This window comes from Latilactobacillus sp. VITA-14, assembly GCF_046580785.1.
Classification (GTDB): Bacteria; Bacillota; Bacilli; order Lactobacillales; family Lactobacillaceae; genus Latilactobacillus; species Latilactobacillus curvatus.
In genome coordinates this window covers 86,499-99,020 of sequence record NZ_JBJKTM010000002.1, presented here as the reverse complement: position 1 = coordinate 99,020, position 12,522 = coordinate 86,499, and the positions used below count along the sequence as shown (strand labels likewise).

10 protein-coding genes are annotated in these 12,522 nt (G+C 43.1%); 8 read left to right on the top strand and 2 right to left on the bottom strand.

Annotated features, from left to right (window positions below):
- Positions 1-9: 9 nt before the first annotated feature.
- From ACF1X7_RS01595 to argR, 3 genes are all read left to right on the top strand, one after another.
- The gene (locus tag ACF1X7_RS01595) at positions 10-468 is read left to right on the top strand and encodes a PTS sugar transporter subunit IIA (RefSeq protein WP_039098163.1); all 459 of its coding nucleotides are present in this window, start codon (positions 10-12) and stop codon (positions 466-468) included.
- Positions 469-481: 13 nt separating this feature from the next.
- Entirely contained in the window at positions 482-1,888 is a 1,407-nt protein-coding gene (locus tag ACF1X7_RS01590) for a PTS fructose transporter subunit IIC (RefSeq protein ID WP_064777005.1), read from the top strand.
- Positions 1,889-2,040: 152 nt separating this feature from the next.
- Positions 2,041-2,502 (top strand): arginine repressor, encoded by a 462-nt coding sequence (gene argR, locus ACF1X7_RS01585; RefSeq protein ID WP_004270953.1) that lies wholly within the window; start codon positions 2,041-2,043, stop codon positions 2,500-2,502.
- A gap of 114 nt (positions 2,503-2,616) precedes the next feature.
- On the opposite strand, the gene ACF1X7_RS01580 is transcribed toward argR, so the two are convergent.
- Complete coding sequence (locus tag ACF1X7_RS01580) at positions 2,617-3,507, bottom strand: RluA family pseudouridine synthase (RefSeq protein WP_052202656.1); 891 nt, start codon at positions 3,505-3,507, stop codon at positions 2,617-2,619.
- Positions 3,508-3,661: 154 nt separating this feature from the next.
- On the opposite strand from ACF1X7_RS01580, the gene ACF1X7_RS01575 reads away from it, so the two are divergent.
- The 5 genes from ACF1X7_RS01575 (at position 3,662) to ACF1X7_RS01555 (ending at position 11,381) form a co-directional block, all read left to right on the top strand.
- Positions 3,662-5,743: a PBP1A family penicillin-binding protein gene (locus ACF1X7_RS01575; RefSeq protein WP_004270952.1), complete on the top strand. Its 2,082-nt coding sequence runs from the start codon at positions 3,662-3,664 to the stop codon at positions 5,741-5,743.
- A gap of 25 nt (positions 5,744-5,768) precedes the next feature.
- A complete protein-coding gene (locus ACF1X7_RS01570; protein ID WP_004270950.1) occupies positions 5,769-6,113 on the top strand; it encodes a YlbF family regulator in 345 nt (114 codons plus the stop codon).
- A gap of 396 nt (positions 6,114-6,509) precedes the next feature.
- Positions 6,510-7,703 (top strand): exonuclease SbcCD subunit D, encoded by a 1,194-nt coding sequence (locus ACF1X7_RS01565; RefSeq protein ID WP_039098161.1) that lies wholly within the window; start codon positions 6,510-6,512, stop codon positions 7,701-7,703.
- A 2-nt stretch (positions 7,704-7,705) separates the two neighbouring features.
- Complete coding sequence (locus tag ACF1X7_RS01560; protein WP_411162368.1) at positions 7,706-10,429, top strand: AAA family ATPase; 2,724 nt, start codon at positions 7,706-7,708, stop codon at positions 10,427-10,429.
- A complete protein-coding gene (locus ACF1X7_RS01555) occupies positions 10,407-11,381 on the top strand; it encodes a 3'-5' exoribonuclease YhaM family protein (protein ID WP_039098159.1) in 975 nt (324 codons plus the stop codon). Before ACF1X7_RS01560 ends, ACF1X7_RS01555 begins: the two co-directional genes overlap by 23 nt.
- A 52-nt stretch (positions 11,382-11,433) precedes the next feature.
- On the opposite strand, the gene ACF1X7_RS01550 is transcribed toward ACF1X7_RS01555, so the two are convergent.
- Positions 11,434-12,336: a peptidylprolyl isomerase PrsA gene (locus ACF1X7_RS01550; RefSeq protein ID WP_004270335.1), complete on the bottom strand. Its 903-nt coding sequence runs from the start codon at positions 12,334-12,336 to the stop codon at positions 11,434-11,436.
- Positions 12,337-12,522: the final 186 nt, after the last annotated feature.

The window sequence follows — 12,522 nt, the reverse complement described above, 5'->3', positions numbered from 1 at the left end:
TGTTACCAGATGAAAGAATTTGATGTTGAAAATATTTTTACAGATATCGTTGTTGGGGATGATAAACCGACGGCATTAGCAATACTAGCGCAATTATTTGCTGATAAGAATAGGTTAGATCGGGTTGCATTAACCGCGGGATTCAATGCGCGTGAAGCTGAGAGCACAACTGGTTTTGGGAATGGGGTGGCGATTCCACACGCGAAAGTGGCGGGATTAACTCAACCAGTTGTCGGAATTGTCACGTTTGAAACTGGTGTTGATTGGGAAGCATTAGATGACGCACCAGTTGAAATCGCGATTGTCCTAATTATGCCACTCGATGACCCTAATAAGACGCATTTAAAAGTGTTGTCGAAGTTTGCGCGCAAGTTGATGGATGACGCTTTTATTCATAATTTGAAGCAAAATCGGCATGATGCAATGGCACTCTACACGTTAGTTAACGATGAGATCGAATTTAACTAGGAGGATTTAGAAGATGAAAAAGTTTGTTGGGATTACAAAATGTCCAGTTGGGATTGCCCATACTTATATGGCAGCTGAAAAACTGCAAAAAGCCGGGCAAGCTCACGGATATGAAGTTAAGATTGAAACACAAGGCGCTTCAGGGGTAGAGGATGAATTAAGCGCCGCAGATGTGGCTGATGCCGATTTCGTGATTATTGCCGCTGACGTTGCCGTTGATGGGGAAGAACGGTTTAATGGCAAGCCAGTACTATATGCGAAGACCGCTGAAGCTATTAAAGATTCTGATACACTGATTGAAAAAGCACTAACGGCAGGTATTTATGGCAAGAATCAGCCGAAAACAGAAGCTAAACAAGAGGACAGTCATGAACAAAGTCCAATTATTAAGCAATTATTAAATGGGGTTTCCCATATGATTCCGTTTGTCGTTGTCGGTGGGTTGTTTATTGCCTTGTCAATCGCGATTGGTGGGCATCCGACTAAAGCAGGAATGGTGATTCCACCACATACCATTTGGAGTAGTATGAATCAGATTGGGACGATTGGTTTTACCTTGATGATTCCAATTCTCGCTGGTTATATCGCTTATGCTATTTCGGGGCATGCAGCTTTAGCACCCGCAATAATCGGTGCAATGGTCGCCAACAATACAGACATCCTTGGTACAAAAGCCGGGACTGGATTTATTGGTGCGATTATCGTTGGTTTTGCGGCTGGTTACTTGGTTAAATGGTTTAATTCATGGCCCGTACCAAAAGATTTACGGCCAGTCATGCCAATTTTTGTCATTCCGTTATTAGGGGTTGGGATTATCTCAGCCGTTTTAATTCTCGTTTTAGGCGTACCTATTTCATGGTTGATGACGGCACTACAAGATATGTTAACGGCCCTTTCACAAAATCCAGAAACGAGTGTGATTCTTGGCGTTGTGATTGGTGCGATGGTCGCGATTGATATGGGTGGCCCAGTTAATAAAGTGGCCTTCTTATTCGGGGTGGCATCGATTACGGCTGGACATCCACAAATCATGGGTGCTGTTGCTTGTGCCGTTGCTGTTCCATCATTGGCATTGGGGATTGCAACATTTGTTCGTCGCGATCTTTATACAGAAGAAGAAAAATCAGCTGGGATTCCAGCTATCTTAATGGGCTTGATTGGGATTACTGAAGGCGCCATTCCATTTGCAACAGCTAACCCAAAACAAGTTTTCCCAAGTATCATTGCTGGTTCAGCAGTTGCTAGTGCAGTCGGGATGGTCTTCAAAATCACCGATGCAGTGCCACATGGTGGCCCAATCGTTGGGGTGTTAGGTGCAACCAATAATATTGGTTTGTTCTTCCTCTCAATTTTGGCAGGGGTTGCTGTTGCGGTCGCAATTTTAACCACATTTAAAGTACGAAAAGCACGGAAAGCTTAATCTCAAAAGGGCGCACGAGTAATCGGCGCTCTTTTTTTGTGGGTAAAAAAGTTATGAACATGCGCTTTTTTGAATTATATAAAGCGCTGTCTATCGAATTTTGATAAAAACTGGTATAATAGAGCCAATTAAGGTAAAAAGGGGTGGCAGTCGTGAAAAAAGGAGATCGCCAAGCACGAATCGAACAAATCATTAATCAGCAAGTTATTTCGACGCAAGAGGATTTATTAGCAACGTTGAAACAAGATGGGATTGATGCAACGCAAGCGACCATTTCACGTGATATTCGGGAGATGCAAATCGTTAAGGCACGGGATGTGAACGGTGAGCTCCGCTATACGATTTTTCACGATGACGAACGCACCCAAACTCAGAAATTAAAAGATAAACTGCGTGAAGTGGCCTTGTCCATTACACAAGTGCAAATGTTAAACGTAATTAAGACGCTCCCAAGTAACGGGAATTTATTAGCAGCCTTAATCGATGATTTGGGGTACCCAGAAGTTGTCGGGACGCTGGCGGGTCACGATACGATTGTTATCATTAGCCCTAGTGAGGAACTAGCAGCCGAATTAAACGAACGTTTCGCACAACATCTAGCAACAGCGAGATAAGCAAACAAATAAGGCGTTGCGACAAAAGTAATTTTTTGTCGCAACGCCTTATTTTGTTGAGCTAAACATGTTCTGTGTTAATCCTCAGGAGATATCCGGCTGATAACTCACTCTTTAATCTACATACTGGTTAAAAATGTCTGGGATGGGGGCTGTTACTGTTCTTTGTTCATCCGTGAAGGGCTCTGTGTAGCGCAACGTTTGCCCGTGGAGTAGTAGGCGCTGTGTTGAATCGGTTGGAAAGTACAACGGATCACCCAAAATGGGATGACCATCAGCCGCCAGGTGCAAGCGAATTTGATGTGTTCGCCCTGTTTCGAGGTTGACTGCCAAGGTTGCTGCAGGTCCTTTTCGATGCAGTAATTGGTAATGGGTCACTGCGGATAAACCTGTGATGTAATCAATCGTGCGTTTGCGCTTATTGTCTGGATCGACACCAATTGGGAGGTTAATCGTTGCATGTTCCAAGAGTGTTTGTTCCGGATCGTTAGCAATAGCGATGTATTGGCGCGACATTGTTTTTTGACTAAGCTGTCGGTTTAAAATGCCGATGACGATTGGGGTTTTACCAATCAAGAGCACGCCACTGGTTGCTTGATCGATGCGGTGGACCATGTAGGCCTTTTTATCTTGTTTAGCAAGATAGGCCGCCACTTGGTTCATTAGGGTGAAGTTTTCACCAGGACCGTTCGGATGGGTTTTAATCCCCGCCGGTTTATTGACGACCAGTAAATCATCATCTTCGTATAAAACGGAAAAAGATTGCCGTTCATCAAGTTCGTAGTCTTGGACCTTAACGGAAACTTCTGAGAAGTTCATCGTAATTTGATCGCCAGCTTCAACGTGTCGGTTGAAGGCGAGATAATGTCCGTTGACCAAAATATCTTGATTAATCCGCAAGAAATGTTGCATTTTTTGCGGCACTAACCAGTGATTCAGCAGGCCGCGGACAGACATCGGACTAAAGTCGGGCGCTAAAGTCACTTTTTTTTGGTAAATTATCATTAGAGTTCAACCACCTTTAAGCTATTAGTTTAGCGAAAATTGGTGTAAAAGTAAATTTTAAAAGATTGTTAATGTCTTCGATTGGCATCAGTGTCAATTGACGAATATGCTACAATTAAACAAGATTAATTTTGACCGTAAGAAGAGGGATCGCATGAACAAGCAAGCTTCGCCGTTTTGGTTGGCGATTAAACAATTTATGAAACGCGTCTGGCGCGTGATTCGTTATGTCTGGTATCGACTACAATTGACGAGATGGCTGATTCTCGCTGTTTTAATTCTCATTTTCGCGATGAGCAGCTGGCTCACGTTTAAAGCGAAGACGGCTAACGTCGGTGAGATTAAGGCCAACTTACAAACCCCAACGGCGCTTTATGACATTAAGGATGAACGCGCGGGGACGTTATATTCGCAAAAAGGGACTTATGTCGATCTTGATAAGATATCGCCGCAGATTCAAAATGCTGTTTTGTCGACTGAAGATCGGACCTTTTATACCAATCATGGATTCAGTATTAAAGGGCTAGCACGAGCAGCAGTTGGGTTAGTGATTCATCATGGGCAGATTACCGGTGGTGGGAGTACGATTACCCAACAACTTGCCAAGAATGCCAAGTTGAGTCAGAAGCAGACGTTCTCGCGGAAGTTTGAGGAATTATTCTTAGCTGTTCAGATTACCAAGGTCTATTCCAAACAGGATATCTTAGCGATGTATTTGAATAATGCCTACTTCGGTAACGGGGTGTGGGGCGTTCAGGATGCGTCAAAACGGTATTTTGGTAAGAATGCGAGTGAATTAGATGCTAGTGAAGGCGCCGTGATTGCAGCGATGTTGCGGAGCCCTAGTTTCTATAATCCGGCTGACCATTTAGATAATGCGACTGCGCGGCGGAACTTAATTCTCGGCTTGATGGTCGATAATAACAAGTTGACGCAAGCACAAGCCGACGCTGCTAAGAAAGAGCAACTTGTCGTGACGAATACCTATGAGCAGTCGGATGGGTATCGTTATCCGTATTACTTTGATGAGGTTGTGAATGAAGCCATTAACCGCTTTGGGTTGAAAGAAGAAGACCTCGTTAAGAACGGATACAAGATCTATACTGCCCTCGACCAATCCCAACAAAGTAAGATGGAAACCACCTTTAAACAAAATTGGTTGTTCCCTGATAACGCTGCGGATGACACCTTAGTTCAAGGTAGTTCAGTTGCAATTGATCCGAAAACCGGCGGGGTATCAGCCGTCGTTGGTGGTCGTGGTGAGTATACAATCCGTGGTTATAGCCGCATTACACAGATGAAGCGTCAACCGGGATCAACCATCAAGCCATTGGCGGTTTATACGCCAGCCTTAGAAGATGGCTACCACTATGATTCATCACTTGAAGATAAGAAGCAAAGCTATGGGACTAACCACTATACACCAACGAACCCGGATAACGTTTATACCGGATCGATGCCAATGTATCAGGCGCTAGCCAACAGTACAAATGCGCCGGCGGTTTGGTTATTAAATCAAATCGGCCTCAAACGCGGCATTAAGTCGGTCGAAAAATTCGGTATTTCAGTACCCAAGAGTGACCAAAACTTGGCGATGGCTCTAGGTGGTTGGCAAGGTGGGGTTTCACCTTACCAAATGGCCAGTGCTTATACGGCTTTTGCGAATAACGGTGAATTGTCTGAAACACATTTTATTCGGAAGATTGTTGATGCGAGTGGCGCCGTGATTGTTGATAATACCGAACCATCCAAGACACGGATTATGAGCCAAAAAACAGCCAAAGAAATGACTAGCATGATGTTGGGCGTTTATAATAATGGGACTGGGCGTTATGCGAAACCCAACGGCTATCAAGTCGCAGGGAAGTCTGGTAGTACTGAAGTGCCTGATAGTTATGGCTTTGGGACCAAAGATCAATGGTTAGTCGGTTATACGCCGGATATTGTTGTTGCGACTTGGATGGGGTATGACAAGACGGATCAAGATCACTTTATGAAGAACACTAGCATTGACGGTTTAGCACCAATCTTTAAATATGAGATGCAACAACTCTTACCAACCACAGCACAGACGGACTTTGATACTGAAGATGCTCAATCGTTGGCGAAAAAAGAACAGAGTGGGACATCGAACGAATTAGTCGATTCAATTGAATCGGGCTTTAAAGATGGGATAAATAAAGCGAAAGATACAGCCAATCAATGGTATAATAATTTGAAAGGTTTTTTCAATTAAATACATGGAAAAAGGAGTCAGTACAATGACAGTTAATATTTATGATGATGCCAACCAAATGGCAACGCACTTGCAAGAATTACCACAATTTTTAGGCTTACAAAATGCCTTTGCAGCATTGAAAAAAGACGATATTGCCTTCACAATGTTTAAGAAATTCCAAACGCAACAAATGACACTTCAACAAAAACAAATGCAAGGTCAAGAATTAACGGACGACGAAATTAAAGAAATCCAAGAACTTGCTCAAAAAATTGGGGACATCGACGCAATCAAGAACTTGATGGAACAAGAACGTCAATTAAGCCAAACAATGGATGAATTAAACCAAATCATCTCAAAACCAATCGCAGATATCTACCAAGCATAGAATGCGTTTGAAACGGGTTTGGCTTTGAGGATTAACCTAAAAATGAGACTGATGGCGTATTTTGTCATCAGTCTTATTTTGTAGTTAACTGGAAAAGTCAGTTTCAAAAAGCACGTTTCAAATAAGAGTGTGACTGATTGCGGTCAGCAACTGAGCATTAATACAAAAATCGCGTTAATCCAGGTTCTAGGATTAACGCGATTTTTAAATTAAGCGGAAGTTGTTGCAACCAGAAGCACGTTTCAAACGGTGAATCGATTGATTTCGATTCACCGCTTTTTTATTGCCTAAAAACAGAACGTTTGTTCTAATCGCCTTTATCACACCGCGTGGCAATGGTATAATGAAGCTTATCTAAGCTGGTTACGACCGGCCAAAAGAATGGGGTTTTTCAAGATGAAATTTATCCATGCAGCTGACGCCCATATCGACAGTCCGTTTGTCGGATTAAAACAAGCACCGACAGCATTGTGGGAAACAATCCATGCGTCAACTTTCACGGCGTTTAAAAAATTAATTCAGACAGCCATCGATGAAGCCGTCGATTTTGTATTATTAGTTGGTGATTCATTTGATCAAGAAGCGCAGAGTTTGCCAGTTCAGAAATTTTTAAAACAACAATTTGAACGTTTGGCAGATGTCGACATTCCGGTCTATCTGAGTTACGGGAATCATGATTACTGGGATGCCAATCAAGTGCATTTTGAATTGCCCGCCAATGTCCATGTTTTTGGAGCACAAGTAGAGTCGTTTGAACTGACTACCAAAGGACATGAGAGTGTGACCATTGTAGGGTTCAGTTATGATCAACGGTGGTTGTCAGCTGATCGAGTGGTTGATTTTCCACAACGTGCCAGCACAACTTACACGATTGGGACGTTGCACGGTAGTCAAAAAGCAACGGCCGATACAGATCACTACGCACCATTTACGATTAGTGAATTGAACGCTTGCCATTACGATTATTGGGCATTAGGTCACATTCATAAGCGCCAGATTCTCCAAGAACGACCAGCGATTGTTTACCCGGGGAACTTACAAGGGCGGCATAAGAATGAACCTGGTGAAAAAGGCTTTTATTTAGTGGACACCAAAGATGGTCAGTTCGATTTAACGTTCAAACCAACGACGGTCATTGAGTGGCAACGTCAACAGTTTGAGGTGACACCTGACATGAGCTTAACTCAATTGCAAACGGCTTTGAGTGCCCAATTGATGCAAAGTGATCATGCTAGTTTAGTGGCGCTAGAGCTAACACACGCGGAGCGATTATCGAGTGACTTATTGCAACGGATTAATAATGGTGAATTATTGGCAGTCTTACAAGACCAATTGGAAAATAGTGAACCACTGCATTGGCCATACGCGTTGAAGTTGCGGTTTGCAGCACAACAGCAATTTAGTCAGATTGACCAAGCCTACTGGGACCAAGCGGCTGAAGCTATCTTGACACCGGACAATATTCTGGAAAAAGCAAAGCCGTTAATGAAGGAAAACTTTATCCGGGAAGCAATTGAAACACCAGAATTTCAAGCGGATCTCAAGGACTTAGTCACGACAATTCTACAAGAGAAGAAGATGGGGGATTAGCCATGCGAATTAAGACAATCACCATTTTGGGCTTCGGTAAGTGGCATGATCAGACGATTGATTTGAATACCGACTATCAAGTCCTTTATGGTCAAAACGAGGCGGGGAAGACAACCCTTACAGCCTTTATTAAAGGCGTGTTATTCGGCTTTGCGACCGCTAAACAACGGTATGAACAATATGTGCCCAAAAACGGCGCGCAATACGGTGGTGAATTACTGGTTAGCTATCATGATCGCGATATTGTGATTCGGCGGCTTTCCGGTAAGTTTGGGGGCGACGTAACGGTCATCGATCAAGGCCAAGAATTTGGCGCTGATTACTTAGCTGACCTCTTGGCACCAGCGGATGAAGCTTTGTTTACGCAGATTTTTGAAACGAACCAACAGGATTTAAATCAGATATTTAATCTAAAACAGGCTGATTTTTTGCAGCATTTATTGACGATTGGTGCGGTGGGGAGTCATGAGTGGCTCGACTTTGCCAAGGAACTGGATAAGGACAGTCAGAAAATTTTCAAACCCTCTGGGCGTAAGTGGCCATTGAATGTTGCTTTGAAGAATTATCCAGAGTTAGCGCAATCCGTTAACGAAGCTAGTCGTGGTTATCAAGAATATGAAACGAACGCACGTCTATTGCAGAGTACCGTTGCGACAATGACGGAACACCAAAAGCAAGTGGCTGAATTAAAACAACGCCAAGCGCAGTTGCAACATTTGCTTGATCGTTGGCCAAGTTATGCGGAATGGCAAGCACTTCAAACTAAACTTGAAAAGGCAACGCCGTTTGACTTAACGATTGACGAACAATACCAAGCATTAGTGGTCGAACGAGAACGCAATGCAAAGGCGTTAGCAGAAGCAAAATCCGAGGTAGCAACTGTTCAAGAAACATTGGATCAAACAGGTGAATTTCGATTTTATCAAGCTAATCAAGAGACGTTGGTGCCATTGTTTGAACAATTAAATGAACAGCAAAAACAAATTCAATTACTTGGATTACGGCAAAACCAAAGCGCACAACTCGCTAGCGAAAAAGCCCAATTAGCAGCGCAGTATCAATGGCAAACGGATCAACTACCAAATCCGTTGACAGATGAGCAACGCGCACAACTAGAACAAGCCGAAGCTGAAATGAATGGGGCAACCACGACCAGTCAAGTGCTGACCAAGCAACTGGCTGATTTAGAGGCGCAATTAGCCACGCAAAACGCGGCAGTTAGTCAGGTTGAACCACAAGAAACGCCAACGGCTGATGGACGTGCCAGTCAATTGAGTATGCTGATTGGCGTAGTCATATTCATGATTGGTCTTTTCTTGCCGGGCGCTCTGAAAGTCATTGCGGTCGTTGGACTAGCCGCACTTGGCTATGGTGGTTACATGATGTGGCAAAATAAACAATCTGACCATGACCAACCAGTGCAAAAACAAGCTTGGCAACAAGCGCTCGCTAAGTTGGATGTGTTGCAGGCTGAAAAGCAAACCAAGACAGCTGCCTTACAAGCACAACAAGCAATATTGCAGACGATGCACGAACAAAGCGCGGTATTATTGGCGCAAACTGGCTACGAAACGGCGATGCCAATCAGTCAAGTTTTAGCGATGCAGCATGCTTTAAGCCGGATGACTCAATTGACCATGGCACTCAAACAGCAACAAGCCGAGAATCAAGCAATCGAAGCGGCACTAAATATGTATTGGGATGCGTTTGCTTTTGCCCGTGATTGGGTGGGGGCGTTACAGGGAAGTCATGAAAAGAACTTGTCCCAGGTGAGCCAATTCAAAGCCCGGATTACCCAACTCACACAAGACCTTGCACAAAGCAACGAGAGTTACCGGTATTATCAACAACAAGTGACACGCTTAACAGACGCGATTAAAGAACAAGACGCTGCACAAACAGCATTGCTAGCAAAGGCTAACTTAACAATCGCCGCAGAATTAGCCAGTTGTGTTGCTAATGAGCAACAGCGCCGTGCTAATGAACAACGTCAAGCTGATTTAAAACGCGAATTGGCAACGGACTTGCCGGCTTTACAAGCAATCGCTAGTCAAGAACAGCTTAAGCAACAAGCCGCTCAAATTACAGAACAAGTGGCAAGTTTGACAAGTCAGTTACAAGAACAGCAACAAGCTGTTGCGCAACTACGCGTGACGCAAGCGCAACTTGTCGATAATGACAGTTATCAACAACAGCGACAGCGACAATTACAAGAACAGGCTAAGATTACTGATTTAGCCCAAGAGTGGCTCGCTAAGCAGTTAGCAATTGATTGGATTCAAGCGACACTGAAGGCCGCTTCACAAGAACGGTTCCCCCGTTTATTGGAAAAGGCAACGCAGTATTTTGCAATTCTAACCCAGAATCGGTATATTAAGATTAACTTCGATGACACACTGATGACGGTTTTACGGGCGGATCAAGTGCTTTTTGAAGTCGGTGAATTATCACAGGGGACTGCAGAGCAGTTATACATTGCGCTACGCTTTGCGTTTGCAGAAGAGGTAGCTGACGTAGTCTCATTACCTTTATTGGTGGATGATGGCTTTGTCAACTTTGATGATCAACGCCAAATCGCCGTTTGGACATTACTCCAACGACTCAGTGCGGCCAACCAAGTGATTTATTTAACGGCCAATCCGCGGACGCAAGCGCACTTTGAAGCGGATCATTGGTTAAATCTAGAGGAAGTGGGGCTGACACATGACAGCAAAGAAATTATTTGATTACCAAAACGACGAGAATCTGGATTTATTTGTACTAATTAAAACGGCGGACGTGCGGATTGCTAAAAACGGCAAGCAATTCATCGCGTTTACGTTCCAAGATCAATCGGGACAAATCGGTGGTAAATACTGGGATGCTTCTGATGAAGACGTTGCTAAATTTACGGCGGGTCAGGTGATTCATTTACAAGGTAAGCGGGAATTATACCAAAATAATCCGCAAGTTAAGATTTATAAACTGCGCTTAACGACGGGGGACGAACCGCAAACAATTGACCAGTTTATTCCTAAAGCACCGGTGCAAGTAACCGAGATGCAAGATGAATTTGGTGCGATGTTATTCGAGATTACAAACCCAAATTGGCAACGTTTGGTCCGACATTTAATGCAAAAACATCAAGCGGAATTCTTCAGTTTTCCAGCGGCTAAGACCAACCACCACGCGTTTAGTGGCGGCTTGGCCTATCATACACTTTCAATGTTGCGTTTAGCTAAGACGATTGCTGCCCAATATCCACAAATTGATGAGGCATTGCTATATGCTGGTGTTATCTTGCATGATTTAGGTAAAACGCTAGAATTGTCCGGTCCTGTTTCAACGGAATACACGGTTCGTGGCAATTTGATCGGTCATATTGTACTGGTTGATGAAGAGATAGTGCGGGCTTGTGATACATTAAAGATCGACGTGAATGCTGAGGATATGTTGCTATTGCGGCATGTTATCTTGGCCCATCATGGTTTAATGGAATATGGTTCACCTGTCCGGCCACAAGTTCTTGAAGCAGAAGTTCTGCATCAAATTGATGAATTAGATGCAAGTATCACGATGATGACCCAGTCATTACAACATGCGGAAGCAGGTCAGTTTACTGAACGGCTCTTCGCAATGGATGGGCGGCGTTTCTATCGCCCAGTCGAAGATCCTAATTTAGATCAACCAACAGAATAAATGTACAAAAAGACCCCCGCTGCTGTCGCAGCGGGGGTCTTTTTGTTAATGCTTATTTAGATGATGATTTTGAAGCTTTGCTGTTAACGCCGTAGCTTGAAAGGATGTCTGATAAATCTTTGTCCTTGATAGATACGTTAGCGTTCTTAAGTACCTTAGTGATGACTTTGTTCATCACTGTTTGGTCTTTAAGCCATGAAGCGTAAACGATGTCTGTTAATTCTTTCTTGTGATCAGCCATCTTACCTTTACCAGGGTTCTTGATCATCCGGATAACGTGGTAACCATAAGTTGTCTTAACAGGGGTTGTTGTGTATTCGTTTGTCTTTAATTTGAAAGCAGCAGTCTTGAATGTTGAGTCAAGTGATGTATCAGTACTATCGAAGACAGGTAATTTACCGCCATCTTTCTTTGTACCAGTATCAGTTGAATATTTCTTAGCTAATTCATTGAAGTTCTTTGTTGAGTTGTCTTTTGCAAGTGCATCAATGACTTCTTGAGCTGTTTCTTTCTTTTCAACTAAGATATGTTGAACTTGGACTTTTGGTTCGTATGATTTCCATTGTTTCTTCAAGTCAGCATTGGTTACTTTTTTGTTATCTTTTAGTGCTGCTTGTGTTAAGTATTGTGTTTTGATGCTGTTCTTAAATGATGTAGGTGTCATACTGCTTTGTGCAAGCACAGAGTTGAATGATGAACCGTATTGTTTTTTGTAACCATCATAAGTTTTCTTAACTTTTTTATCGATGGCTTTTGAGCCGTATTGGTTTTCAAGCGCTTTTTGCAAGATCATTTGTTGCAATTGTTGCTTGCCGGCAGATGTTTCCTTGATTTCTTTATAGTATTCGTCTTGAGTGATTTTACCACCCTTTAGGCTTGCGATAGTCTTGCTACCACAACCTGCTAGTGAAACTACCATTAATAAACTGGCAGCGGCTAATAGCCATTTCTTCATTGTATGACACATCCTTATCAAAGTATTTATGAATAAATTCGTAGTGAATTCACCAAATAATATAACACATAAACTAACTAAATTGAACGAATCGTCTAAAACTTCACAGAACTTTCAAATTTAGGTTTTACGCTAAAAACGCGAGAATCGTTGATATACTTAACCTTATCGCTTGCATACAATCTA